35 protein-coding genes are annotated in these 24,890 nt (G+C 61.4%); 30 read left to right on the top strand and 5 right to left on the bottom strand.

The features are described 5' to 3' along the window. The first annotated feature begins 1,115 nt into the window (after positions 1 to 1,115). Positions 1,116 to 3,635, top strand: a complete 2,520-nt coding sequence (locus HWX91_RS21245) for a penicillin-binding protein 1A (RefSeq protein WP_028198752.1) — start codon at positions 1,116 to 1,118, stop codon at positions 3,633 to 3,635. A gap of 158 nt (positions 3,636 to 3,793) precedes the next feature. Here HWX91_RS21245 and HWX91_RS21240 read toward each other — a convergent pair whose 3' ends face one another. Further along, on the bottom strand, positions 3,794 to 4,912 hold the full coding sequence (locus HWX91_RS21240) for a porin (RefSeq protein ID WP_025496056.1): 1,119 nt from the start codon (positions 4,910 to 4,912) through the stop codon (positions 3,794 to 3,796). A 160-nt stretch (positions 4,913 to 5,072) separates the two neighbouring features. On the opposite strand from HWX91_RS21240, the gene HWX91_RS21235 reads away from it, so the two are divergent. Then, positions 5,073 to 5,357 (top strand): hypothetical protein, encoded by a 285-nt coding sequence (locus tag HWX91_RS21235; protein ID WP_162181306.1) that lies wholly within the window; start codon positions 5,073 to 5,075, stop codon positions 5,355 to 5,357. Continuing rightward, a complete protein-coding gene (locus HWX91_RS41375) occupies positions 5,314 to 5,694 on the top strand; it encodes a hypothetical protein (RefSeq protein ID WP_244207510.1) in 381 nt (126 codons plus the stop codon). Before HWX91_RS21235 ends, HWX91_RS41375 begins: the two co-directional genes overlap by 44 nt. On the opposite strand, the gene HWX91_RS21230 is transcribed toward HWX91_RS41375, so the two are convergent. Then, a complete protein-coding gene (locus tag HWX91_RS21230; RefSeq protein WP_052660802.1) occupies positions 5,691 to 6,887 on the bottom strand; it encodes a hypothetical protein in 1,197 nt (398 codons plus the stop codon). The genes HWX91_RS41375 and HWX91_RS21230 overlap by 4 nt on opposite strands. Before the next feature lie 107 nt (positions 6,888 to 6,994). Between HWX91_RS21230 and HWX91_RS21225 the strand changes: the two genes are divergently transcribed. From HWX91_RS21225 to HWX91_RS21210, 4 genes are all read left to right on the top strand, one after another. Next, entirely contained in the window at positions 6,995 to 7,597 is a 603-nt protein-coding gene (locus HWX91_RS21225; RefSeq protein WP_025496052.1) for a hypothetical protein, read from the top strand. A gap of 81 nt (positions 7,598 to 7,678) precedes the next feature. Continuing rightward, complete coding sequence (locus HWX91_RS21220) at positions 7,679 to 7,984, top strand: hypothetical protein (protein ID WP_127837917.1); 306 nt, start codon at positions 7,679 to 7,681, stop codon at positions 7,982 to 7,984. Positions 7,985 to 8,050: 66 nt separating this feature from the next. Next, positions 8,051 to 9,118 carry a hypothetical protein gene (locus tag HWX91_RS21215; protein ID WP_028198749.1) on the top strand — a complete coding sequence of 356 codons (1,068 nt, stop codon included), beginning with the start codon at positions 8,051 to 8,053 and terminating at the stop codon, positions 9,116 to 9,118. A 179-nt stretch (positions 9,119 to 9,297) separates the two neighbouring features. Beyond that, positions 9,298 to 9,756 (top strand): hypothetical protein, encoded by a 459-nt coding sequence (locus HWX91_RS21210; RefSeq protein ID WP_025496050.1) that lies wholly within the window; start codon positions 9,298 to 9,300, stop codon positions 9,754 to 9,756. Between the two features lie 38 nt (positions 9,757 to 9,794). Here HWX91_RS21210 and HWX91_RS21205 read toward each other — a convergent pair whose 3' ends face one another. Next, the gene (locus HWX91_RS21205) at positions 9,795 to 10,244 is read right to left on the bottom strand and encodes a DUF3693 domain-containing protein (protein WP_063627889.1); all 450 of its coding nucleotides are present in this window, start codon (positions 10,242 to 10,244) and stop codon (positions 9,795 to 9,797) included. A 210-nt stretch (positions 10,245 to 10,454) separates the two neighbouring features. On the opposite strand from HWX91_RS21205, the gene HWX91_RS41125 reads away from it, so the two are divergent. From HWX91_RS41125 to HWX91_RS21110, 22 genes are all read left to right on the top strand, one after another. Then, positions 10,455 to 10,580, top strand: a complete 126-nt coding sequence (locus HWX91_RS41125) for a hypothetical protein (RefSeq protein ID WP_255246807.1) — start codon at positions 10,455 to 10,457, stop codon at positions 10,578 to 10,580. Next, positions 10,580 to 10,705: a hypothetical protein gene (locus tag HWX91_RS41120; protein ID WP_255246806.1), complete on the top strand. Its 126-nt coding sequence runs from the start codon at positions 10,580 to 10,582 to the stop codon at positions 10,703 to 10,705. The genes HWX91_RS41125 and HWX91_RS41120 overlap by 1 nt, the downstream gene beginning before the upstream one ends. After that, positions 10,695 to 10,937 carry a hypothetical protein gene (locus tag HWX91_RS21200; protein WP_028198748.1) on the top strand — a complete coding sequence of 81 codons (243 nt, stop codon included), beginning with the start codon at positions 10,695 to 10,697 and terminating at the stop codon, positions 10,935 to 10,937. Before HWX91_RS41120 ends, HWX91_RS21200 begins: the two co-directional genes overlap by 11 nt. A 3-nt stretch (positions 10,938 to 10,940) precedes the next feature. Beyond that, the gene (locus HWX91_RS21195) at positions 10,941 to 11,123 is read left to right on the top strand and encodes a hypothetical protein (RefSeq protein ID WP_028198747.1); all 183 of its coding nucleotides are present in this window, start codon (positions 10,941 to 10,943) and stop codon (positions 11,121 to 11,123) included. 11 nt (positions 11,124 to 11,134) lie between these two features. Continuing rightward, entirely contained in the window at positions 11,135 to 11,356 is a 222-nt protein-coding gene (locus tag HWX91_RS21190; RefSeq protein WP_244144112.1) for a hypothetical protein, read from the top strand. Continuing rightward, complete coding sequence (locus tag HWX91_RS21185; protein ID WP_042276155.1) at positions 11,356 to 13,365, top strand: replication endonuclease; 2,010 nt, start codon at positions 11,356 to 11,358, stop codon at positions 13,363 to 13,365. The genes HWX91_RS21190 and HWX91_RS21185 overlap by 1 nt, the downstream gene beginning before the upstream one ends. Positions 13,366 to 13,380: 15 nt before the next feature. Beyond that, positions 13,381 to 13,683 (top strand): hypothetical protein, encoded by a 303-nt coding sequence (locus HWX91_RS21180; RefSeq protein ID WP_028198744.1) that lies wholly within the window; start codon positions 13,381 to 13,383, stop codon positions 13,681 to 13,683. Continuing rightward, the gene (locus HWX91_RS21175) at positions 13,680 to 14,276 is read left to right on the top strand and encodes a hypothetical protein (protein WP_028198743.1); all 597 of its coding nucleotides are present in this window, start codon (positions 13,680 to 13,682) and stop codon (positions 14,274 to 14,276) included. The genes HWX91_RS21180 and HWX91_RS21175 overlap by 4 nt, the downstream gene beginning before the upstream one ends. Further along, positions 14,276 to 14,917: an ATP-binding protein gene (locus tag HWX91_RS21170; protein WP_028198742.1), complete on the top strand. Its 642-nt coding sequence runs from the start codon at positions 14,276 to 14,278 to the stop codon at positions 14,915 to 14,917. Before HWX91_RS21175 ends, HWX91_RS21170 begins: the two co-directional genes overlap by 1 nt. A gap of 236 nt (positions 14,918 to 15,153) precedes the next feature. Continuing rightward, entirely contained in the window at positions 15,154 to 15,279 is a 126-nt protein-coding gene (locus tag HWX91_RS41115) for a hypothetical protein (RefSeq protein WP_255246805.1), read from the top strand. Positions 15,280 to 15,313: 34 nt separating this feature from the next. After that, the gene (locus HWX91_RS21165; RefSeq protein ID WP_028198741.1) at positions 15,314 to 16,108 is read left to right on the top strand and encodes a major capsid protein P2; all 795 of its coding nucleotides are present in this window, start codon (positions 15,314 to 15,316) and stop codon (positions 16,106 to 16,108) included. A gap of 73 nt (positions 16,109 to 16,181) precedes the next feature. Then, complete coding sequence (locus HWX91_RS21160) at positions 16,182 to 16,571, top strand: hypothetical protein (RefSeq protein WP_028198740.1); 390 nt, start codon at positions 16,182 to 16,184, stop codon at positions 16,569 to 16,571. A gap of 3 nt (positions 16,572 to 16,574) precedes the next feature. Next, on the top strand, positions 16,575 to 16,874 hold the full coding sequence (locus tag HWX91_RS21155; RefSeq protein WP_127837918.1) for a hypothetical protein: 300 nt from the start codon (positions 16,575 to 16,577) through the stop codon (positions 16,872 to 16,874). A gap of 2 nt (positions 16,875 to 16,876) precedes the next feature. Then, positions 16,877 to 17,287, top strand: coding sequence for a hypothetical protein (locus HWX91_RS21150; protein WP_028198738.1), 411 nt, complete (start codon positions 16,877 to 16,879; stop codon positions 17,285 to 17,287). Continuing rightward, complete coding sequence (locus tag HWX91_RS21145) at positions 17,284 to 17,838, top strand: hypothetical protein (RefSeq protein ID WP_028198737.1); 555 nt, start codon at positions 17,284 to 17,286, stop codon at positions 17,836 to 17,838. The genes HWX91_RS21150 and HWX91_RS21145 overlap by 4 nt, the downstream gene beginning before the upstream one ends. Positions 17,839 to 17,882: 44 nt before the next feature. Next, complete coding sequence (locus tag HWX91_RS21140) at positions 17,883 to 18,584, top strand: hypothetical protein (protein WP_127837919.1); 702 nt, start codon at positions 17,883 to 17,885, stop codon at positions 18,582 to 18,584. Then, complete coding sequence (locus HWX91_RS21135; protein WP_052660801.1) at positions 18,581 to 19,225, top strand: lysozyme; 645 nt, start codon at positions 18,581 to 18,583, stop codon at positions 19,223 to 19,225. Before HWX91_RS21140 ends, HWX91_RS21135 begins: the two co-directional genes overlap by 4 nt. Beyond that, positions 19,222 to 19,599, top strand: a complete 378-nt coding sequence (locus tag HWX91_RS21130) for a hypothetical protein (protein WP_028198735.1) — start codon at positions 19,222 to 19,224, stop codon at positions 19,597 to 19,599. Before HWX91_RS21135 ends, HWX91_RS21130 begins: the two co-directional genes overlap by 4 nt. Before the next feature lies 1 nt (position 19,600). Next, positions 19,601 to 19,870 (top strand): hypothetical protein, encoded by a 270-nt coding sequence (locus HWX91_RS21125; protein ID WP_028198734.1) that lies wholly within the window; start codon positions 19,601 to 19,603, stop codon positions 19,868 to 19,870. After that, complete coding sequence (locus HWX91_RS21120; RefSeq protein ID WP_028198733.1) at positions 19,870 to 20,211, top strand: hypothetical protein; 342 nt, start codon at positions 19,870 to 19,872, stop codon at positions 20,209 to 20,211. The genes HWX91_RS21125 and HWX91_RS21120 overlap by 1 nt, the downstream gene beginning before the upstream one ends. A gap of 21 nt (positions 20,212 to 20,232) precedes the next feature. Further along, positions 20,233 to 20,421 carry a hypothetical protein gene (locus HWX91_RS21115; protein ID WP_028198732.1) on the top strand — a complete coding sequence of 63 codons (189 nt, stop codon included), beginning with the start codon at positions 20,233 to 20,235 and terminating at the stop codon, positions 20,419 to 20,421. Further along, entirely contained in the window at positions 20,421 to 20,570 is a 150-nt protein-coding gene (locus tag HWX91_RS21110) for a hypothetical protein (protein ID WP_156034543.1), read from the top strand. The genes HWX91_RS21115 and HWX91_RS21110 overlap by 1 nt, the downstream gene beginning before the upstream one ends. A gap of 205 nt (positions 20,571 to 20,775) precedes the next feature. On the opposite strand, the gene HWX91_RS21105 is transcribed toward HWX91_RS21110, so the two are convergent. Beyond that, entirely contained in the window at positions 20,776 to 21,006 is a 231-nt protein-coding gene (locus HWX91_RS21105; protein WP_028198731.1) for a hypothetical protein, read from the bottom strand. Positions 21,007 to 21,253: 247 nt separating this feature from the next. Between HWX91_RS21105 and HWX91_RS21100 the strand changes: the two genes are divergently transcribed. After that, entirely contained in the window at positions 21,254 to 22,660 is a 1,407-nt protein-coding gene (locus tag HWX91_RS21100) for an ISNCY family transposase (protein WP_042276150.1), read from the top strand. 436 nt (positions 22,661 to 23,096) lie between these two features. On the opposite strand, the gene HWX91_RS21095 is transcribed toward HWX91_RS21100, so the two are convergent. Continuing rightward, a complete protein-coding gene (locus HWX91_RS21095; RefSeq protein WP_025496049.1) occupies positions 23,097 to 24,281 on the bottom strand; it encodes a porin in 1,185 nt (394 codons plus the stop codon). Positions 24,282 to 24,890: the final 609 nt, after the last annotated feature.

Below are 24,890 nucleotides of genomic sequence, written 5' to 3'. Positions count from 1 at the left end.
ATTGCCGACATTATAGAGGGGAAGGGTTTGGGGTTGTTCAGGGGCTGATTTTGTTTGGCGGTGCCGGGTTTGTTTGGCGGTGCCGGGTTTGTTTGGCGGTGCCGGGTTTGTTTGGCGGTGCCGGGTTTGTTTGGCGGTGCCGCTTTGGTTTTTCTTGTTGTGGTCGTGGTCTGTTCTGGTGTTGGTCTTTTGGTCTTTTGGCCTTTCCTTGATATGTTAGTGGTCTATTAGCGTTGCCCCTGTGCGGGGCGGCACTTACTTTCTTTGCCGCCGCAAAGAAAGATAAGCAAAGAAAGCGGCTTTACACCGCCAGCTCATAAGCGGGTCCCCCGCACAGTAGCGGCAGTGGTGCATCTGGAATCCGTGCCCCCGCACACTCCGCGTTAGCGACAAGGCACTCATCAGCTCCCACTCCGCACTGCGTGCGTCGCGGACGGGTCTGCCAGGGAAACCAGCGGGTTTGCTTCGCGCAGCGGGAGCCATTGGCTTCGCCTCGGCGAAACGCTCCCGCTCCGATTGGCGAATCCCACCTCAACTGGAACGTCAGTGTGGCGCTTTCGCGGTGCGATCGTAATCGCTGCCGCGGTTGTGCTGGCAGCAGCGAGACAACGGCGAATCAGGGAAGGGAACAAGGGAAAGCGGGAAAGCGAAACCGCGCCCGGTGACAGCGATGCAACGGCGAACCGGGAACGGGATAAATCGGGGCAGCAAGAACCTGGCGGGCGGTGTTATGAACCGGGTATCGGCGCGCGCAGCGCCGCCGGAGGTATGACGCCTTTGTCACCAGCGCCGAATGTGCGAGGACACAGATTCCAGATGCACCACTACCGCTACTGCGCGGGGGACCCGCTTAAGAATTAGCGGTGTAAGCCGCTTTCTTTGCTTATCTTTCTTTGCGGCGGCAAAGAAAGTAAGTGCCGCCCCGCACAGGGGCAACGCCAATAGACCACTAACAAATCAAGGAAAGGCCAAAAGACCAAAAGACCAACAACAGAACAGAACAGACCACGACCACAGCACGGCAACGCCAAAAACCCACCTCAACAACAAAACCACCAGCCAGCCCCTGCTACGATGCTGCCTTCGTCAAAGCAGAACGACAACGGTACCCTCGAGTGAAGCGCCTGATCCCCCAACTCCTGCAGACCCTTGAAAAAGGGCTGACCCTGGCAAACCAACCCATCGCCAGAGCCTTCTGGCACCTGCGTCACCCCACGCTGCGCGGCATGGCATGGGCCTGCGCCGCAATCCCGGCGCTCTTCGTCGTGTATGTGGCGGCCCTGATCCCGTTCACGCCCAGCATCGGCGATATCCGTAAGGCGAAAATCGAGCAGCCGGCGCAAATCCTCTCGGCAGACGGCAAACTGCTGGCCGAATTCAAGCCCTCGAACCGCGAGTGGGTAAAACTCCAGGACATCTCGCCAAACGTGGTGAACGCGCTAATCGCCACGGAAGACCACCGTTTCTACCAGCACTTCGGCCTGGATTGGCGCCGCACGGCATCGGCCGCGCTGCACACGTTTTCCGGCGACCGCCAGGGCGGCTCGACCATTACCCAGCAACTCGCCCGCAATCTCTACCCCGATGAGATTGGCCGTGCGCCCACGCTGACCCGCAAGATCAAGGAGGCGATCACGGCCTTCAAGATCGAGGCGCTCTACACCAAGGACGAGATCCTCGAGACCTATTTGAACACGGTGCCGTTCCTCTACAACGCCTACGGCATCGAGATGGCGGCACGAACCTATTTCGGCAAATCGGCCGGCGAACTGAACGTGCTGGAAAGCGCGACGCTCACCGGCATGCTCAAAGGCAACAGCTACTACAACCCGGTGCTCAACCCGGAACGCGCCCTGCAACGGCGCAATACGGTGCTGGCGCAAATGGTCAAGTACGGCAAGCTCACGCCCGCGGCCTACGCGACACTCTCACGCCGTCCGCTGCGGATCGATTTCGAGCGGCAAACCGAGCCGCCCGGACCCGCGCCGCACTTCGCACAGCAACTGCGCAGGTGGCTCGCGGCCTGGGCGGATCGCAACGACTACAACATGTATTCCGACGGGCTCGTGGTGCGCACCACCATCGACTCACGCCTGCAAACCATGGCCACCCAGGCCGTGACCTTGCAGGGCAACCAGTTGCAAGGCATCGCCAACTCGGCATGGGGTACGCGCGCGGGTTGTTCGAACGGCCGCGATCTGCTGCAAACTTTCCTGCGCGAAACCCCCGACTACCGCGCCGCGAAAGATGCGGGCCTGACGGACGACGAAGCGCTCAAGCGCGTCTCATCCGATCGCAACCTGGTGCAGTCGGTGTGCGAATCCAAGACCCGGGTACAGGCGGACTTTCTGGCGATGGACCCGCGCAACGGTCAAATCAAGGCGTGGGTCGGCAGCCGTGACTTCAGCCAGGATCCGTTCGACCACGTCCAGCAGGCACGACGTCAGCCAGGATCGACCTTCAAACCGTTCGTCTACGCCGCGGCCTTCGAAGACGGCGCCAAACCGTCCGACACGTTTGTCGACAAAGCCGTCGAAATTCCGCTGGCCGGCGGCGAAGTCTGGCGGCCAAGCGACGAGGATGAACCGAGCGAGCGCGCCATCAGCCTGCGCGACGGCCTCGCGTATTCGCGCAACCGGATCACGGCCCAGTTGATGGAAACGGTCGGGCCGAACAAGGTCGCGCGACTGGCGCGCGCCATGGGCGTGCGCGACAGCGAACTCGATCCGGTGCCGTCGCTCGCGCTCGGCACGAGCCCGGTGACGCTGAAGGAAATGGTCTCGGCCTACGGCACGATCGCCAACCTCGGCGCTTACGTGGAGCCGGTGATGGTCACGCGTATCGAAGACCGCAACGGCGAGGTGCTGGCAGAATTCGCGCCCGTGCCGCCCAAGCAGGAGTTGCCCCCCGACGCCGCCCGCACGCTCGTCGACGTAATGCGCGACGTGGTGAGCCGGGGCACGGGCTCGAGCATTCGCAGCCGCTTCGGCGTTCGCGGCGACGTCGCGGGCAAGACGGGCACCACGCAAGGCAACGCCGACGGCTGGTTCATCCTGATCCAGCCGCAGCTCGTGGCAGGCGCGTGGGTCGGTTTCAACGACAGCCGGGTGACCTTGCGCAGCGACTATTGGGGCCAGGGGGCGCACAGCGCGTTGCCAATCGTCGGCGACTTTTTCCAGCGCGCGCAGCGCTCGAAACTGATCGACAGCCGGGTCAGATTCGCGACCGATCAGCAGCCGGGCTGGTTTGCGGAACGCTCGGACAGGTTGCGCGCGTGGTTCCAGCATCTGTTCACAGCGCAGTCCACGAAGACTGACGCGCCGGTCGTCAAGCGCAATACGACACGGCACGTGCCTGCCGCCACCGCGCCTGCACCGACGTCCGCACCGACGTCCGCTGCGGATGTCGAACCGAAACCGTTGGCCGCGCAGCCGCCGCTTCTTCAAGCGCCTGGGCCGACGAGCGGGGCGGTGAGTGGTGCAGCGAACGGCTCCGTCGACGGTGAGACGCATGGCAGCGGCGAGCCGGCTTTGGCGCCGACGCCCACGCCGGACGACATCGCTCCGCCGGACGCTGACGGCAGCGCGGCCCACTCACTGCCGGGCGCGCCGGCCGGCGCGAGCGCAGCGCCGTGAGGGCTTCGCGAGCGTTCCGCCGTCACGACCTCGCGGCCTTCGCCGTGCCTGCCGCCGCTCGACAGGAACGCGGCAAACCATGATTCGCGCGGGCTGCTTCAGGCGCACCCGCCGTCAGGCAACGAAGCTGCCGTGCCACGCTGCCGCGGCGGTTCGCGTTAGAACCGGTGCGTCATGCCCAACGTCGCAAGAATCTGCTTCGTTCCGGGTGCGGTCACGGTCACACCCGGCCAGCTCACCGTAGCCGTGCCGTTGTTCTTCATGTAGCCCGCCCGCATGTACAAACTCGTGCGTTTAGATATCGAATGATCGATACCCAGTTCGATGCCAGGCGTGTTGTCATGGGTGCCGCGCACGTTGCGCTGAACTCCGGCAATCTCGATCACGTCGGCCGGCGTGGCCTGAATCGTGGCGCCCAACTCGGCAATGCTCAGCGCGTGCCCGGTGCCCAGATGGGCGGCCAGCGACCCGGGCGCCGGGTCCTGCGCACGGTTATAGGAATAGTTGAACTGGAAGTTCACGATGCCGATTCGGTAAGCGAGCGCGCCAATGAAGTGCTCGGTGCCCAGCAGGCTCAGCGCGGCCGGCAGACCGGCAATGGTTTCCCGTCCGGAGTGCTGGTTGACGTACGCAACGCCGGCGTAGAAACCGTAACCCGAGTAGGTGGCCGCGACGTTCAGCATGTTGCCTGTCGTGGCCGGCACGGGCTGCGTCACCGTGGCGGAGAACGCATACATGCCGTAGAACTGCAGGCCTTTGAGATTCGGCGATTGATACATGACTGAATTGCTGGCGCGGCCGGAATCGTATTGCGTCGAGAGCGTGTTCCGGTCCACCGCGAGGACCATGGCCGAAAACGGCGACAATACCTCGTTCGCGCGAAACGGATCGGACGGGTAGATGACCCGGAAGCTGGGTTCGTACTGCCGTCCCATGGTCAAGGAACCGTATTTGTCGTTGCTCAGACCGACCCAGGCCTGGCGATAGAAGAGCGCGGAGGTATCGGCGAACAGCCCGCCGTTGTTCACGTTAAAACCCGTTTCGACGTTGAACTGCGCCTTCAGCCCGCCGCCCAGGTCTTCCGTACCCTTCAGGCCGAACAGGGAACCGGTCGAGCCGCCGCTTTTCTCGGCATACGAATGGACGCCGCCATTACTCAGATACTGAATGTTCGCATCGACGACGCCATACAAAGTCACACTCGACTCTGCGGCCGCGGCGCCGCCGGCGGCAAGAATCAGCGTCGCTCCGCAAACGCCATGATTGATAAAACGCATGCATGTCTCCTCTTTTTATATCCGCCTGCAGCGGACTTGATTGCACTGTCTTCATGCGGGAGCGCGTGGGGTCCGAATTCTTCGACCCCGGCGACCCCGGTCGGTCGCGGCAAAATGGAATGACCGTGCTAATTTCAAGTCAATTGGCGGGATAAAGCCAGTGCATTGTTTTTATGAGAAGAGTGCAGATATTGCATGGCAAGAAGAACCCGGCGAAACCCGGCTGAGGGCGACGCAATCGCCTGAGTCGTCCGGCCGGCCGAAGCTCGGCGATGTTCCGCCCCGGCGGCACCTGGCGGCGATTGTTCAGGTGCATGCAACAGTGTTTTCAGTAGGGGAGGCTGATCTGGCGCGCCTGATTGCGGATAATTTCGGGATTGGAAAACAGTTAATAAATGTAGATGAGCAGGTTCAACCCTATTTTTTCAGATCACCCATCCGGTGAGGGGCGGGCACCCGCGGCATCGCAGCGCCAAAACCAGCTGGCCGGCCGGGCGCGCCTGCTTCTCGCGGCGATTGCCACGTGCGCGAGCCTTGTGGGATGTGCATCGTCGACCGATGTTGTTGCTACCGACAAACCCGGCACTTACACCGTTGCGGCGAGCGCGACCGGCGGCCGGATGGCCTGGGCTCGGGCGCATGAACACGCGGTAAGCGAGGCGCGCGATTTCTGCGAACGTCGCGGCATGCTAAGCAGTGTCACGACTGAAACGGTAAGCGGCGTGGAGATGATGACCGAGCACGCATCGTCGGTGAATTTCGAATGCCATCCGAAGTTTTAGGGCTGCGGGGAAACGGGCGACGCCGTGTCGTCGATCAGCGTGAATCCATGCTCGGCGCTCCATTGACGGCGACGCGTCGCGTAGTCGTCGGCCGCCATCGCGGTGCAGATAAAGGTGGGGCCGCCGCCGCACCAGTCGATGGTCAGCGTTTTCGAAAATACCTTTAACCCGGTGGCCACGCCATCGACAAATATGTCGCCTTGCGGTCGCCGGAGCAGGGCGAGCGGATCGTCGAGCGTGCGCAAGGACTCGGGCAGCCAATGACGGCATTCGACAACCGGCGATCCCGGCGGCCCCGGCGGCGGCTCCTCGTGCGCATGCCGTTTTGCGAGGTCTTCGACGAGCGACTCCTGTAGCCAGAGGTCCTGCACGGCGACGAAGCGCTCAGGCCTGGCTGTGGCGATCAATTCGGCGAGCGGCGCCACCGAGGGTTGATCGTGCGTAAGCGGGCTGACGCGCCCCTTGACGTCTGTCTCGCTGACCTCGTCAAGTTCCCAGAAACGCGACTCGCGGCAGTGGTACAGAACGCGCTCCCGACGGTCGAAAACGTACAGCCCCCACGTGCCGCGACTTGGCATGGGAGACACGAAGTAGCGTCCATCGTGGGAAAAGCGAGCCGATGCGCCGCCGTTGAGCAGCACGATGCCGTCGGGGAACAGAAAGTCGCAGACAATGGGGCCGCCCATGGCAATCTCTTCCGCACAGATCACGCGGACTGGTTCGTTTTCGGGTGTCTGGACAGGCTCGTCACCGCCCCAGGCGCTGCCGCCACGCGGGCCGTCGTGAACGGCGCGTGCAGGACGCTCGGCGTTCTGCACGGCTGGCTCTGATTCGACCGTGCGCGGTTGCAGTCCAATGCGCCGTTCGAATGCCTCCAGCGCCAGCACGGAAATCGTCCAGACACCGATACCAGCCGGTATTCCGAGCACGAGATGAGGCACCTCGAGGGCCGTGCGGATGCCAAGTCCAATTGGCCAGCACAGCTTGATGAGCGAGAGCCAATGAGTACGGAGAACGGTAAATCGACTCTGCAGCCATTCGAACAGCGCGATAGAAAGCCAGCCCGCGAGGCCCCATTGCAGCGATAGCTTCGCGCTCGCCCATGTCACCAGAACGATGAGCGCGAGTTCGGCGAGCATGTGCCACTTACTCGCGCGCGGCCGTTCAGTTGAATCGTTTGTATTTTCGGCCATTGCCAGATCAATGAAATACCATAGCGCGACATCATAATAAAATCCCGCGTCGTCGTGATTTCGTCGTGATTATTCGTGCGTGCACGCCCATTGAGGCGCTATATCCAATGAAAATATTTTTTCCCACTATCCGTTCGATTTTGCTCATTCTGGTCGGATTGGTGGTTCTCATTGCTGCCATAAAAGGGCTTTGCGATGCAGCCACACTCTGGCAGGCACGCAACTGGCCCGCGGTCGCGGCGCGCGTCGATCAATGTTCGTTGGCGAGGCGCTATGGCAAGCGCGATTCGTGGTGGGAAGTCACGGCTGCGTTTAGCTACGGAAGCGGTTTCGAGCAGCATTACCAGGAAACCTGGACGCCCCCGGATTCGCCGCGGTATAACCGTGGGCCGGATCCCGTCGTGAACCCGGCCGAGGAGGAAGCCCTCGCCAGAAAGTTTTGCGCCCGAGCCGCTGCGGGAGGACTGCGGGTGTCGGCCGATCATCCCTCGTTGGCGTGGCGAAGCGAAGCGGTCGAGACCGGCGAATGGAAGATGGATCTGGGGATGGGGCTGGGATTCAGCCTCGCTGGCCTGCTTTTGATCGCTGTCGGCGTGGCGCTATGGCCGGGAAGAGAAGCCGCGGTGAAGTCGGCTAAAGCAAGAAAACTGCGCCAGGCGGCGAGGGCGGGGCGGGAGAAAGCAGGCAAGGGCCGCCGGGCCGATTCATAACAAAAAACGCGCGAACCGCCTGCCTCTCTTGCGATCCGTATCAAAGAAAATGCCCGCCAGAGCGGGCCTTCGTTATGTGCCATGCGGGCTGAACTGCAGCAGTGTGCGGCAGTAATCGGTCACCTCGCTCGCGATTGTTTCGGTCGGGATGCTGTTGATATCCTGCTCAGCGAAAACGGTCCGCATTTTCGATTGGGAATGGAGACGCCATTCAGGCCTGATTTGACAGAACATCGCCACACCGGGCTTGCCCAAGGCTGCAGCAATAATCGCTTTGACGGCATCGAACGCGCTTTTGAACGCGAATATCGCGTGCTGCTGATTCGATACGCATCGAATAGCAACCGGCTACGTGCCGGCATTCGACATCGGCACCTGGATCGTTAACAATCGATCCGTGGAAAAGCGATAAATATCATTCTCAGATTTTTAATAACAAAGGCAACGACAATGATGACTTCCAGCGACGGCCTGACCAGCCCAGCGCGGCTACTGCGACTCGCCTCATGCGTGATCGCGATTGTCTTCGCCATTTTTCTGAACATGCTCGGCAGTCTCGTCATCCGCGATATGGCATTTGCACCGCGTGGCGGGCCGCCAACCATCGAGCAATTCGTAGATGCTCCGGCGAAAGCGCAGTTGGACTCAGCGCGGCGCGATCTGCAATTGCAGCGCGACGCGCTCGATGAGAAGGCTGACACCATGGAGGTGGCGCGCGGACGCGCCGCGAAGGAGTACGCGGACGAGAAGGAAAGTTTCCGTAACTGGCTGGCAACCCGTTCGGTGACGGGCGACAGTGAAAGGGATCCGGACATTCTGGCCAGAACCCGCAAGCTGGATGCGCTCCAGGCGGTGACCATCAACTGGCAGCATCAGATCGATGCGATTGGCGACCAGCAGCGGACACTGGCATCGCGGAAGGCTCAGTTGGACGCGCGAATCGCCGACGTGGACGCAGTGGCCGAGCGGCGCCTCAACGAGGCGACCCGGCATTATGAGTTGCAGGTGTTCGGCCTGCGGCTTGCGCTAACGTTACCGATACTGCTGGTCGCGATCTGGTTATTCATCCGCTATCGCAGAGCGCGTTACTGGCCTTTTGTGTATGGCTTTGGCCTGTTTGCATTGAGCGCATTTTTCATTGAACTGGTCCCGTACCTGCCGAATTTCGGCGGCTATGTCCGGGTCCTGGTCGGCATTGCGCTCACGGTATTCGCCGGCCTTTACATGATGAAGACCTTCAGGCGCTATGCCGAACGTAAGCGGCTCGAACTGCAGCAGGACCAGGGAGAACGTGCGCGCGCGATCGGATACGAAAAGGCCGTTCGTTCACTCGGAAAAAAACGCTGCCCGTCATGCGAAAAACAATGGAATCTCGGCGGCGACGACTCCACGTTCTGTGTGCATTGCGGATTGAGGCTCTTCAATGTATGCGGATGCGGTGGCCGGAATTTCTTCTTTTTCCCGCATTGCCATCAGTGCGGTACTGCGCAGGGCATTGAGCCGGCAGCGGCTTCCGAGTGACGGTCATCGACCGCTTCGATCCGCAACGCGCTCGCGAGCGGATTCCCTGAGCCATTTGCGGGTTGGCCATGGATCGGTCTTCGCCCGCACCGCTGCACGGACGTTGGATGGCCGTTCGCCGACTTAATGCGAATGACGGTTACACTGAATAACCTATCTTCATGTGCCCGGAGACTCCTATGAGCAAGCATAACCTTGTATCGACTGCCGCCACATTGCTGTGCGTGGGCGCCCTGACGGGCTTGATCGCCACCCCGGCTCAGGCAGGCAGCGCGCCGGTGAAATGCCATCTGACCTTCAGCATGTCCGGATGGTCGGCGATTTACCAGCACGCGCAAGGGCACGGCAAGGTAACTTGCGATAATGGGCAAAAGGCCGCTGTCACGATCAGCGTGCACGGCGGCGGCCTGACGGCCGGCAAGTTTCACGTCACCGGCCACGGCGATATCACCCATGTCTACAGCATTAAGGATGTGTTCGGCAGCTACGCGCAGGCCGGTGCTTCGGCCGGCGCAGGAAGTAGCGCTACCGCGCAGGTGCTGACCAAGGGAACGACGTCGATGGCGTTGAGCGGCAGCGGTGAAGGCATAGACCTTGGTGTAGCGGTCGATGCTTTCAAGATCGAACCGGTGCGCTGAGACACCGGAGACGCTTTGATGTATCCCGTCGCCGGGCGTCACAGCAGTGGCGCCCGGGGATGGCACCTGAAGTGCGCACTGCGCGATTGGATTTGAGTAGTCGGAATAATTGATTTGACATAAGATAAAGAGATCACGTTGTTACCAGATTCCGCCGCCTTGGAAGTGGGGGCTACCGACAAGCCAACCACGGCAAGCATCAAGCTCGCTACGGTAGCCCCCGCCGCTTTTCCCCATATGCTCTCCCACAGCTTGCGCGCGTTCTCGTCTTTCGAGCGCTCGAACTGCGAAGCTGCGATCACCTCGATAGGCTCAACGCCAATAATGTCGGCTATCTTGGCGCACGCCAGTTCGTCAGGAACTGAGTGGCCGAGTCGCCACTTGCTCACAGAGGCCCGCGTCACACCCAGCGCTTTAGCGGTCGCGTAGTCGGACGGAAGGTCCAGCTTCGCCTTTACCGCATCCAGATATTCCCCAGTTGTTTTCATGCAAACCCCGTATGTCAAGAGAACCCAGCGTTTACGTTACGCAAGTCATCAACGGCGCGCAACGTATCGCGCAGTTGACTTGTATCGCGCGGTTGATGTATTGTTCGTTCGTCGGGCCGCACAAAACAGCCTGAACCCCGCTGTGGCGATTGATCCTCGCCTTTAGGCGGCCCGATTTTCTTCGGCTTGGGGTTCGAAAGGGGATTCGTCATGCGTAACACACAGTCACAAATTCATTCAACGGCGCTGGGCGGATACACCATCGACGGCCCGTATTTCCGCCGTTCGAAGCTGCGCGACGCGATCAACCGCTTTTTCTACTGGCTGGGGGCGTAATGCTCGGGATCGGCCTGTGGGCGTTCGTGGTGATCGTGCTGGGCCTGATCGTGATCGGCCTGTGCTTTTGGGACGCGTGGACGAACGACGATGACGACGACGACCGTTTTGACTATGACGCCTGAAAACGCCGAAGACGTGAGCTACGGCTATGTGCCCGGTTCGATCGGCACCGCCGGGACATTCGCGGTTGCGTGGGCGCCGAGGCGAACTCCCGCCAGCGACCGCGCCCGCGTCGAAGCGCTCGCGGCGCTCGATCCGATCCTTTCAAAATTCCGCCGGCAAGCGACACCGAAGCGCGCGCACGTCGCGCCAGCGGCATTCCAACGTGCGCGCGCACAACATATCAAGGGGTAGAGCATGCAAGCATGGGAATCGGTACTGATCAAGGCGGATAGCAAGCATCCGGACGCGGGCCGCGCCGGCCTCATTCAGGCGGTGGACAAAGAAAAGGAAACCGTGAGCGTGAAGCTCGACGCGGACGCGAACAACAAGGAAAAGTTCGTCACGGCGAACTTTGACGACGTGCAGCGGCTGGGCTAACCATGGTCATCATGTCGCAGTTTCGGCCAGGTGACCGCGTACTGATCGCGGCGACGGATGAATTTCTGTCGCACGTCGATGGATGGCGCGGTCGTGTAGCGGTGGTCGGCCCGAAAGCGCCGAACGCCTGTCATTCGCAAGTGCCGGAAGGCTTTGCTCTGGTCGAAGTGATCGACGGCGACGGCGCGAAACAGTTCTATGTGCCGTTCGATCAACTGCGGATGACGGTCTGATGCAACGCCTAACGTCCGAAACCGAATGGGCCGCCAGCATGGTCGCGGAGATTCCGCGCCCATGGGCGGCCCGTTTGCTTTCGGCGTGGGAAAAGCGCCGTGCGTCGTTCAATCCCCTTGTCACGACAGGCGAGGGGACTGCACGCCGTATTGCGAACGAGCAGCTACGCGCCAACGTGGCGATGCTCAAACCGGTCAACGAAGCGTTGCCGCTCGACGCATCAGACACCGACCTATGTAACGTGGCTTGGGACATGGCTGAGAAGTGCCGCGTCAAGCTGCTGGCGATTCAAGCGGAGCAAGAGCATGTGGCCACTGATGTTTTTCTCGACGCTGTTAGAGCGGCAGGAATTCATTGCTCATCAGGAGAGATTGACGCGTTTGAGCAGCGCTATCGACTCGCTGCAATCTGCGTGTCAGGCGGCATCGACGCGCCCGAACCGGCGCGTTATGAGGATCAACCCGCCGTGCGTCGGATGGTTGCGGCGCACTGGTGGAAGGGCAGGCTACGCAAGGCACACGGAAAAGCTCGCGAGACTGCGGCGATTCAACTCGGCCTAGTACGGCGCGATCGCGAGTGCTACGCCTCTAGCGTGTCGGTGCTGGACCGCCAGTGGCAGAACGAACGCAACGCGGCCGCGCTCGCGGCGACCATCGCAAAAAATCTCGAGACTGAGCAGGAATTCACGCTCGCGGAACTGGCGGCCAAGGGGCCGGCCAACGCCGCGATCAAGCGTGCAGAGCTGATGACGAGAATCAATGGCTTTGAGCGCATCGCCATTGCGGCAGGGCATACAGGCCTGTTCCTGACGATCACGTGTCCGTCGAAGATGCACCGCATGAAAACGCAGGGCGCCAGAACCGTCGAAAACGGCAAGTGGGATGGCACCACACCGGACCAAGCGCAGAAGTATCTCGCCAAGGTGTGGGCGCGCATCCGTGCGGCGCTCGCGCGCAAACAGGTGAGTCTTTACGGGTTCCGGATTGCGGAGCCGCAGCACGATGGCACGCCGCACTGGCACTGCCTTTTCTTCTATGAAGCCAAGCACGATGCAACGGTGCGCGCCATGGTGCGCCGCTATGCGCTCGCCATGGATGGTGATGAACCGGGCGCGCAGGAGAAGCGATGCGACTTCAAAACCATGGATCCGGCCAAAGGCACCGCCGCCGGCTACATCGCCAAGTACATCGCCAAAAATATCGACGGGTACCGCCTTGAAAAGGACCTTGAAGGAAATGATGCGCTCGAAACATCTGCCCGCGTCGAAGCGTGGGCCACGCGTTGGCGCGTGCGTCAGTTCCAGCAGATTGGCGGCCCCCCGGTCACGGTGTGGCGTGAATTACGCCGTGTGGAAAGCGTTCCGTCTGATGCGCCGGACTTCGTACATGCGGCACATGGAGCGGTCAACAAGATTGCGATTCTCGAAGGCAGGGCTAATGCTTCGGTGGCGTGGGATCGTTACGTCGCGGCGCAGGGTGGTGTTTCGTGCGGACGAAACTACCGCGTCCGTATTGCGAAGGCACAGAGCGAGACGCTCGGACGTTACGGCGAGACGGGTGCGCCGGTAATCGTCGGTATCGAGTACTTCGAAGTGGCGAAGGTGCGCGACGCCATTGGCAACTGGATCGACGTTTTACCGCGGACTGTCACTGTGGAGTCGAAGCGCTTCACGTGGGAAATCATGCGGCCTGCAATGCATACACCAGCGAGCGGCAGGGGAGTCCGGGCGGGCTATTGTGCCCGCCCGGTTTCGGGCTTGGATTTTGGGTTTGAGCGCGCGCAGCGCGCGCCTTGGACCTGTGTAAATAACTGTACGGGGAAGGTGAATGAAGACGGACAAGAACGGGGATTCGATCATCGGATCGGAAATCGAGGAGGCGAAAGAACAGGCGGCGAAGCTGAAAGAGGCGATAGCCAACCTGTCAAAAATGGAGTTGGTAGTCGGGGCGAAGTACATCGCGGAAGTATCGCGGCTAATTCAGGCAGTCGAAGCAATCTAACGCAGTAGCGCAGGGGACCAACCATGAAAACACGACCGAAGAAAACCATCATCGGCACCACGCAATGCGTGTGCTGCAACCGCGAAATTCCGGCGAAGGAGTCGGAAACGGGCACGCTCGACGTGTCGTGTCAGTGGTGCGAACTGCCGACCTACGCGAAGAAGGGCACCGAAGCGCACCGCGTGCTGATGGCGCGCGTCAAGCGCCACGCGGAGCCGGAACCGGACCCCACGCACACGCAACAGCCGGCACCGCCGCCGGTCGAAGTGAAGCCCGCCGCGCGCGCTGCGCGCTCGGCCTTTGACATTCTCTCGGGGCGCGTATGACCATCGACAAGAAAGACGGCGGCCTACCGCCGCGCGAAAATCCCTCGCTCGACATTCCGTCGTCTGCCGGCTTCGCATCGCTCGGCGGACTCGGGGCCGCAATCGATGCCGAAGCGGCGGCGGCGCTCAATCCGGAAATGTCCGCTGCGGCACCAGGCGCGCAAGCGGACATGGGACCGGACTACCACAAGGGCGCGTGCGGAATTGTCGACCTCGCGCGCGGCATGATCGGCGGCTATGCACCGGGCGCGGAGTGGGACGAACCGACCTCGGCCCGCATGGCGGCGTCGCTTACGCCCGTGTTCGAGAAATACGGCTGGGATGTCGAAGGCGCATTCCCGTGCGAACTGGTGGCGCTGATGGTCTGCGGGCCGGTGCTGTATCAGTCGGCGCGCGCGGTCGCGCTCAAGATCAAGCAGGACCGGTTCGCGCTCGAACATGCACAGCGCGGCATGACGGACCCGAACACGGTCAAGGGCGCGGCGGCGGCAGAATCCGGCCCGCCAGCGGGCGCGGCGGGCATCGGTGATATCACGGCAGCGGATACGCTCGCCGGGGCCGCTGAGAGCCTGCCTGTCTACCCGCCAATGTGATGGCGACGCGTGCGCCGAAACACGGCGTTGGCGCGAAAGCGCACATTGAGGCGGTGTTGGGCTCGTCGGGCTCGGGGAAGTCGCACTACGTCAAAGGGCAGATCGAGCGGCAGAAGCCAACGCGGCTGATCGTGTTCGATCCCGAGGATGAGTGGGGCGACTTCGGCACGCGCACGGGCCGCGTGCAGGACGTGGCGGGCGGCTTTGAGGCGGCGGGGCAGACCGGGGCATGCCGCACGGTGTTTGTGCCGTCGCCTGACCCGGTGATGGCGGTCAAGCAGTTCGATTTTATTTGCCGCGTCGCGTTCTTCGCGGAGCGCTGCACGTTCGTGGTGGACGAACTCAAGAGCGTCACAACGCCGTCGCGCTCGCCTATCGGATGGGGGCAGTTGACCGGGAGAGGGCGCAAGCGCGGGATCACGATATATGGGCTGTCGCAACGACCGGCCAGCATCGATAAGGATTTTCTCGGCAACTGCAATTTCGTCCGCACCGGACGGTTGAACTACAGGAAAGATGCGGTCACGGTCGCGGATTATGTCGGCTCGACGCCTCAGGAACTGATGACGCTACCCGACTACGCATGGATCATGCGAAACGCGTCAACCGGCCAGATATCGAGCGGCAGCGCCGGTATCTGACACCGACCTAGACACCGCTCTATAGACACCGCTTCGGCGGTGTTTTTTTTCGTCCGTACGTCGCGTTGCAGGCACGACACAGATCAAAAAATATTTAGTGCCGAAATTGGCACTTTTGCCGGTGTCTATGGAGCGCGTTCCATAGGTCGCGCATTCGTGGTTTTGGGCTTGCCGGTTGCAATCTGCGGACTCACACAGGGGCCGCATGGGGCGGCGCTCAACGGGAGAGTCCCAACATGAATGTCAAAGCCATCCTGCGGGCGTACGCAATGTACCTCGCGTTCAACGCCGCAACGAAGATCATCGTTCGTCCGATCGCCACGAGCCTCAACGTGCCGCTGATCACGACGATCGTCTCGTAAGCGTCCCACACAACCACACACATAAGGGGCGCACATGCTGCTCATCAAAAACGTACCGTTCAACAACGTCACGGCTTCGGGCGTCGCAACGGTCAACCTGCCTATCGGCATGTCGTACAACAAGATCATTCTCGCGCTGGGTGGCACCACGTTCACCAAGGCAATGATCACCAACGTCAACGTCAAACTGAACGGCAAGATCATTTTTCAGGAATCGGGCTCGCGTCTCGACCTGATCAACCAGTATCGCGGCCTGACGGCATCGGCTGGCTTCCTGACGCTCGACTTCACGGAGCCGCGCGCCAAAACGATGATCGAGCAGTACGTCGGCAACATCAACACGGCTTCGGGCGTGTCGTCGCTGACCGTCGAAGTGACCATTTCGGGTGCCACGGCACCGACGCTCGACAGCTATTCGGAACTCGGGCCGCCGTCGCAACTCGGCGTGCTGGCGAAGCACATTCCGTTCACGCAGGCGTTCGCGTCAAGCGGCAAGATTCCGATGAAGCTGATCGATATCACCAATCGCGGCGGGATCATCAAGCGCGTGCACTTCGCGCACACCGGCAACTTCTCCCAACTCGAAGTCAAGAAAAACGGCATCGTGATTTGGGACAACGTGCTGGTGGCGGTCAACACCTTCTGGCAGGGCGAATACCAGAAGACCGCACAGGCCAACCTGTACACCTACGACCCGTGCGCCGACAACAACTATGCGAACGCGGTCAAGACCGCTGACGCAACCGCGCTCGAATTCAATCCGACGTTCAGCGCGGCGGATACGGTCACGGCGGTGGTGGAAGTGCTGGACGTGCTGGGCAACATGTAAAGCCGGGGGGCGCGGCAGGGCGGCTTGACTGCCTTGTCCCTGCCGCATCTTTTTTACTCTTTCGGGGATTTGCATGGACGGAATTTTTGATCCGGCTGCGTATGGCGTGAGCGATACGCCGCAGTACTCGTTTTCCATCGGGCCGCAAAGCGACGGCACGTACAACATTCCGGCCACGGGGCAGGCAATCAGCGGCGCATCGGACACGGCGGGCGCTGGTTACAACTATGCGCCGGGGGTGTTCAACCTGCTGAATAACGGCCTGTCGGCGTTCACGAACATCTACACGACCGGACAGCAGATCGATTACAAAAAGTACGAGGCCACGCAAGCCGGTCTCGTCGCGCAAGGTCAGGCAGCGGGCTCGATTGCAAGCGCATCGATCATGGCGACCAACAGCAACAAGATGCTGATGATTCTCGGCGTCTTTGCTGTGATCGCGCTCGCGATCCACAAGGGGTAAGCCGTGTACTGGGCCATGGCGGCACAGGCCGCAGCGCAGTTCGGCACGGCACTCTTTGGCGGCGGTCAGGCTCCGGAAGTGTCCACCAGCACGCCGTTCAATCCGTTCACCGTCGATAACTCGGGGTGGGCGGTGAATTTCGGCAGCGGCACGGCAACGGCGGCACCGAATCCGGTTAGCACGTTGGCACAGGGGCTCGCCAACACGGCCAGCAATCTGACCGGCGGCGGCAGTGGCGGCACTGATCCGCTGTTGATTGTGATCCTCGCGGCGGTCGCGATTGTCGCATTGAAGAAGAAGTAACCATGCTCACGATCCGCCACGAACCGACGACCGATGCGCACCGCGCCGAAGTGGCGCGGGCGTTCGATGAATCGCCACTGATGCGAGCGAAAACCGACACCAGCGGCGGCATGGTTGACGGCGTGGATTGCCTCGCCAATGCGGAGTTTTTCCGCGTGCTGGATGACGGCGAACCGGTCGCGTTCTACGTGCTGCGGGCGCGGCACGGGCGCAAGGGCGTCACGGCGGAAATCACGCTGGCGCACGGCAGGGCGGACGTGGATTTGGTCGACACGGTATTGCCGCTGATCGAAAAGCAGTGCGCGGGCTGTCAACAGATGCGCATCGAAACCCGCCGCGCGGGCCTGATGAAAAAACTCGAGCGCGCTGGCTACCAACGGGCCAGCGTGATTCTCACGAAGGAACTGCAATGATTCTGCGGCCACAACAGATTGCGCTGATGCGCATGGGCGCGCCGGTCACGCCCGCGAACAAGTCGAGCGATAGCACTAGCTCATCGAACACGACGAACACGTACGCCGACAAGCGCAACGCAGTGCAGGGCGGCGTAGGCATCAGCGGTGACGGTAACTCGTCGTCGTATTTCAGCGTCTCGAACACGACCGATAGCGGTTCGGTTCAGGCCGCGATGCAAGCCATGATTGCCGCGATCAACGGCAACAGCACGACGGCGGCAAGCGCGGTCAATGCAAACACCAGCGTAGCAAACACCGCGATCACCAGCACGGTGGATGCGTCGAAGCATCTGGAAGATGTTGGGCTCTCGATGCTTCAGGCGAATACCGCGCTCACGAATTCGCTGACAGGTGGTGCGTTGCAGAGCGCAGCGCAAACCACTCAGATTGCGGCGGACCTTGCGAAAACGCAGGTCGCCGCGCAGAACGACAACCGCTATCTCATCGCGGCGGGGCTGGCAGTGGTCGGCATCGTCGGCGTGATGGCGTTCAGCAAGGGGCATGCGTAATGCAACAGTTCGATATCACCGTGACGACAGCCGGAGGCTTTGTCGTGCATTCGCCGGGCCGGTACATCAAGTACGTCTCGGGCAGCAACGGCGGAAGCGACGCATCGCTAACCATATCGCCGGGTGGACAGGGCGGCAGCAAGATCGTGCTGTTTCCGGGGCAGGCGTATCGCGTCGCGGACAACAAGCCAACGCCTGATTCGTGGACGCTTCTGAACGCGGCTGGCATCGCGACGATTCTAGGGAAGGTGGTGGTGGGAGACGGCCGGATTGACGACTCAACCATTACCGGCAACGTAAACATCATCGACAACAACAAGGCGCAGACCCTTTCAAATCTGGCGTTCATGGTGACAGGGTATTCGGCGGCGGTGGCAGCGGTCTATTCCGAATGCATGCTGTGGAACCCGGCTGGAAGCGGCAAAAACATCTACGTGCAGCGGGCAGGATTTTCAAGCTCGGCAGGCGCAACATCCGCCGCAATGATGCTTTTCCGTAATAACACGACAGGGTTGGTGCAGGGCGCTAACTCCCTGTCAAAGCTGTCGGGCGGCGCTAACGGAGTCGGGCAGATATGGACCGGTACGCAGGCGGCGCAACCGGTCGGCGGACTGGTGTCGCTGTCGCAGAACACATCGTTGCCTGAAACGCAACCGATATGCATCGCGCCGGGGTGGGGGCTGAGCATCGTCAACAACACGGTCAATCAGGACTGCGCTATCTCAATTGAGAGTATCGAGCAATGAAGGCACCGGGGCCGCTTTACGTTATCGCGGCGGGCACGCTCGCGGCAGCGGCCTACGTGTGGTGGACAAACAGCCAGGCGAACGCAGCGGACAGCGCGAACCCGGACAACTCAACCGACCCGCTGTCCTCTCTCGGGGACGCGGTGGATGAAGCAACAGCAACGGTGTGGAACATGGTCAATCCGACTCCCGCAAGCAGCATGCAACCCAGCGCGGCGCTGGTGGCGAAGCTCAAGCAGAACGAAGGCCTGCGCCTGACGCGCTATGCGCTCGGTGATGGCGGCTGGACGATTGGCTACGGGCACTACTCGACCAACATCGCGGATATTCCGGCGACCTGTACGCAGGCGCAGGCTGATGCGTGGTTTGCCTCGGATCTGCAACAGCGCGCGGTGAAGTGGGTACAGCTTTATGTGAGCGTGGCGCTGTCGCAAAACCAGTTCGACGCCCTGGTCGACGTCGCCTACAACATGTCGCCGCGCGGCTTCAAGAAATTCGCGGACTCGGTGAACGCGGGCAACGGTATCGACGGCATCGCACAGGCGTCGGTGTCGTGGGTCGATCCGTCGCTACAGAACGGCATCCAGAACCGGCGCAACAGCGAAATGGGCATGTTCGATAACGGGGACTACTCAGCATGAAAATGGATAAAAACGGACTTCTGCTGGTAGCCGCTGCGGCGGCGGTGCTGCTGGTGGTGGTCAAGAGCAGCACGGCAAAGCCGGCGGGCGCACCAACGACCAGCGGGCAGGGCGGGATCGGTTCGAACGCCGCAAGCTGGCTCTCGAACGCGATCAACAACATCGGCGGCAACCCGGCGGCGACCGTATCCGGCACCAGCGGCGGCCAGCAGTTGCCGGGTGGTGTGACGCTGTTCGGTAACGGCACGTTCGATATCGGCGGGACGTATGTCGATCCGGGACAGCTGACCTACAACACGCAGACGGGCGCGGTGAACGTGAACCCGTTGAGCGGCATGTACGGCATTTTTGCGCCGGCAACCTACGGATACTGACATGACGAACAAGGAACTTCTGTTGCTGGCGCTGGTGGTGTACGTGGGCTACCGCTACCAGCGTTCGCACTCGGGATCGAGCGCAATCGACAACGTCTATGCACGTGAAGCGGCCATGTTTTCGAGCATGGACGGAACCAATTTCACGCGCTCGGTGTGGGACTCGACCAGCGGCCAACCGGGCTACATGTGGGGCACGGTGCCGGCGCAGGGCGGTCTCGCCACGCAGAGCGGCGGCGACGCGTACAGCACGATCTTTGGACACATGTAATGCGGCTCAAATCCGAAATGATGATCCTCGGCGCGGTCCTGCTCGCGGGGGTCGTGCTAGGCCTGCGTAGCAAGAACGTCGCGAGTGGCGTCTATTCGGCAGCGGGCGACGCGTTCCAGTTCGTGGACGGCAATCTAACAAGCGCGGTGCTGTCGATTCCAGGCATGACGCTGTTTCAGGACAGCGCGGGCAACTTCAACCCGGTCAACGCCGGGTACGAGGCGGGCGACGCCACGCGGCAAGCGGTAACACAACTCGTTTCAGGCCTGTCCACTACGCCGCCGCCGGCTGAGGGGATGGGGGCAGCACAGACCAATTTTGGCGGCTACGTCTCGATGTAACACCACACACAGGGGAAGACCATGAAAGCATTTTTCGCACGTTTGCAAGAACCGTCCACGCATGCCGCACTGGCCGGCCTCGCGGCTGTCGCCACGCAGGTGGCCGTCGCCAATGGCGCTGATCCGCATGTTGTCGGCGTGGTCGGCACCGCAGCGGCCAGCGTGTTCGGCCTGCTCGGCGTGTTCCTCGGCGAAGGAAAGGCCGCGTAATGGATAGCGCCGTGATCGTCAATATCGGCTCGATGGTGCTGGCAGCGGCGGCGACCTACGGCGCGATCCGTGCGGATTTGCGCAACATGAAAGAGCGCATAACGCTGCTCGAAACCATCGTACTGAAACCACTCACCAAGGGAGCCTGACATGGCAACTCGCAAGCGTAAGACCGCGCGCAAGACGCGCACCAAGACCCCGGCGCGCAGCAAGCGCACGGGCCGATTCCTGAAGAAGTAACGGAGAAACCATGCCTAAAGTCGAATGGAAATCCGCCGCCATTGGGGCCGCACTGCTGTACGGTTTCTTCTGGTATCGCGCGAAGATGGCCAAGACCAGCACGACCGCGACGACCTAACGCAGGCCGAACCGTCTTGCCAGAAACGCCCGCCGCGCGCGGGCGTTTTCTATGGTGGCGTCGAACGTGCCGGCCAGCTTGGCGCGGGCGACCTTGTCGGCGACGTTCCAGTGTTTGATGTAGTAGGCGCGGCGGTATTCGTTGCCGGCGAAGCCAGGTGCAAGAGCGGACACCCACGCATCTAAATCGTCATACGAAACAACGACTTGGCCGAATAGATCGAGCATAAAAAACCCCGCTGTCTAAGCGGGGATTAGAGGCATTTCATCTACCTTATTTCAAGCTTAAGCGGCGTAAGCGAGGGTTGATACTGTGTCCCGTGCGCGACGCTTTCGCGACTTGACATAAGATAAATTATCAACAAATCGTGTGTAAGAGCAAAGTTGTAATGTCGTAGCTGGGGCTTTTTCGGCTCATGCTGGATGCCGGTTCTGACTGCCGGAGTCCATCGTGGCCCAACCCGGAACGATCACCATGAGCATGCGCGAACTGGATCGACTGAAGGTTATCCAGGCGGTCGTTGAAGAGCGGCTGATGCCCTGGCGGGCTGCCGAGCGGCTCGGACTGAGCCGGCGCCAGGTTGAGCGGCTGGCTAACCGGTATCGATGCGAAGGTGCTGCAGGACTTGTTTCACGCCGACGTGGCCGCCCGGGCAATCATCAGTTGCCCGTCAATCTGTGTCCTCAGGCCCTGGCGCTGATCCGCGAGCGCTACGCCGATTTCGGACCGACGCTCGCCTGCGAGAAGCTGCACGAATGCCACGGGATCACACTGTCGAAGGAAACCGTGCGGCATCTGATGACGGATGCCGGGCTGTGGATTCCGCGCCGGCAGCGCCCGCCGAAGGTCTACCAGCCGCGGGCCCGGCGCGCGTGTCTGGGCGAGCTGGTGCAGATCGACGGCAGCGAGCATCCGTGGTTCGAGGAACGGGCGCCGGCGTGCACGCTGCTGGTGTATGTCGACGATGCGACCAGCCGGCTGATGGCGCTGCATTTCACGGCGACCGAGTCGACCTTCAGCTACTTCGAGGCAACGCGCGGGTATCTGGAACGCTATGGCAAGCCGGTGGCGTTCTACAGCGACAAGGCGAGCGTGTTCCGCTCGACGCACACGCAGACCGGCGAGCGCGGCGTCACGCACTTTGGCCGGGCGATGTACGAGCTGAACATCGACACGTGGTGCGCGAACAGCAGCTCCGCGAAGGGCCGCGTCGAGCGCGCCCACCTGACGCTGCAGGACCGGCTGGTGAAGGAGCTGCGGCTGCGCGGCATCCGTACCATTGACGCCGCGAACGCGTATGCGCCCGCCTTCATCGCATCGTATAACGCGCACTTTGCGAAACCCCCGAAGAGCACGTTCGACGCGCACCGGCCATTGCGTGACGATGAGGATCTGGACGCGCTGCTGACCTGGCGCGAACTGCGGCGTGTGACGAAGTCGCTGACGGTGCAGTACGACCGCGTGATGTACCTGCTGGAGGACACGCCGGCGAACCGCAAACTGATCCACCGGTATATCGACGTGTGGGAGTATCCGGACGGGCGCATCGAGGTGAGGGCGAACGGCTCGGCCCTTCCCTGCGTGCCTCACGACCGGCTCGCCGCGATCGATCAGGGCGCGGTGATCGAACACAAGCGGCTCGGTCATGCACTGCAGGTCGCACAGGCGCTACAGGCGCAGCGCGACAACCGGCGCGCATCGGGCTCGCCGTCGCGCACGAACCGTGGCGAGGCGGTCCAGCCTGACCAGCGCAAAAGTGGCACGAAGAAGCAGCGCGAGTTCACACAGGCCGATGTTGATGGTGTGATCGTGCAGCTGGCGCAACGCAGGCAGCCGAACCAAACACGCAAACCTGGCCGTCGGTCTGCAGGATCTGTCTGAACGGACTGACACGCCCTGCCCGTTCACGCGCCGTCCTTCAACGCTGTGTGAGATTCAAACCGTTAAAGACAGAGTCAAACTCAACGTCAAAACCCGACATTTCTATATAGCTGCCACCACGACATCTTGAAATGGCCGTGACATGAACGGTCGCACTGACGCTTCCTTTCAACGGCCTCAATTGGAATCAGGTCGATACCTTTTCGACTCGCCCTTTGTGCGAAGCGCCACCTGCCTAAGCTCTGGTAATGAAATCAAGACTGCTGAGCAGTTCGGTAAGCAAAAATCCAGAGAGTCGCTCGGCGGCAGATGAAAAGGAGCCCGCCAGGATGGCGGGCAAATTATTACGCCGGAGCCGACTGCGGTTTGCCTCGTCCTGCCGTCGTTGTACAACGATTCATCCCGATGGCCGCAGGACGATAGTTCTGACGGCCACTTAGAAGCGGGTGAGCATGCCGACGGCGCCCATCACCTGATTGCTCGTCGCCGAGTTACCGCCGGCGTTATACATCGTTGCGACATTGTGGTTGCCGATCGCGTGCTGGTACATCGCCTCAGCGTATACTTCCGTGCGCTTCGACAGCGAGTAGCGAGCAATCGCGTTGACCTGGTTCCACTTCGGATCGGTGGCGAAGTTCGACTTGCTCACACCGTTCAGGTGACCGTCCGTGAACGTATCCATGAGGCCGAGATTCAGCGCCGGCGTGAGTGTGTACTTGACATTCAGTTCATAGTTGTCGAAGTGCGTCGAACCGCCTGCCGGGTTCAGGCCGAACGCGGACGTGTTCTGGAACTGGCTGTGCGTGTAGACGAAGTTGACCGCCGCCGGGCCGAACGTATAGCCGACGCCCGCACCAACCGTGCGCTGCACATCCGCCGTCAGATTGCCGCCGCCAGCGGTCGACTTGAACTCGCTCGGGTCAGCCGCGACGTTCTGATTGGCCGTGCCCGCAGGGGTGCTCGCAGCCCCCGAGCCGTTGATCTGGAGGTAGGCTGCGGCCAGTCGCAGCGGGCCGTTGCTGTAGCTCGCGCCGGCACTGTACGCGCGGTCGACCGCGAAGCTGGTGCTGTTGCTGAACGCGTACAGGGCGCCGAACTGGAGGCCGGCGTAGTTGACACTCGAGTACTTGACCGAGTTGCTCATGCGGACAGAGTGTTGCAGGTTGTCGTTGTCGTACACGTGTGCGAAGCCCGCGTCGCCGAACGTGCCTGCCGTGCCGGACAACGGTGAGACGTAGTCGACCATCGAGTCATACTGGCGGCCCATCGTGACGGTGCCGTACTGAGCCTGGCTCAGGCCAACGAATGCTTGACGGCCGAACATGCGACCGCCCTGGCCGAGCGCGCCGTTGTTGACGTTGAAACCGTTTTCGAGCACGAAGATAGCCTTGAGGCCGCCGCCGAGATCTTCCGCACCGCGCAGACCGAAGCGGCTGCCGCTGATATTGCCGCTTGCGAGTGCGACGCGCGAGCTACCGTGGCTGGGTGTGCCATTCTGAACGTTGTTCGTATAGGCGATGCCCGCGTCGATCAGGCCGTAGAGGGTGACCGAACTCTGCGCGTTGGCAGCGGACGCTGCAGACGCTCCGATAAGCGTGACGACGAGGGAAATCTTCTTCATGACATAAGACCCCATGACGTGAAAGGAACAATCGGAGCCAGTCTATAGCCGTGTCCGGCGCAGAAACTGAATCGCCCTGAAAAATTAGGAAACAACCATTTCATCAAACCGCAACATTTGAGCTGCGATCTGGCTTTGCGACCTATGGAGAAACGGTTTGGAGTGCCATTTGTTTGTATAGCGAGTTGCTCAGCCGCAACAGTGATCGCGCGCCAAATAGGTCTATTCCGCCCGGACGCGGTCGAGTTTTTGCTCGAGGTAGACCGCGTCGGACGACTCATTCTTCCGAGGTTGCATTGCCCTCCACCGCGTTTGGTCCCGCATCAAAGCAACGGTGCGCATCAGGCTTGCGCTACATGGCCGGCAGTCATCCGGCCGACCCGATCGGCCAACAGCTCGCACAGTACGTTATCCTTATCAGTTAACCTTCCAGATTGGGGCGTAGGCGGTCCAGCAATGCTACGTGCCGAGGCGTTCTTTTGGTATGGCGCAATGACGTTCAGCGCTCATCTGATCTGATGTATCGGGAGCTCGAAGTGCTGACGGATCAGCGAGCGTCTTCACTCGCTTCCAGACGCGCGTCCGTCGATCTCACCGCCGTTTGTAATG

This window comes from Paraburkholderia fungorum, assembly GCF_902833645.1.
GTDB lineage: Bacteria > Pseudomonadota > Gammaproteobacteria > Burkholderiales > Burkholderiaceae > Paraburkholderia > Paraburkholderia fungorum.
This window is presented reverse-complemented; position numbering and strand designations above follow the sequence as displayed.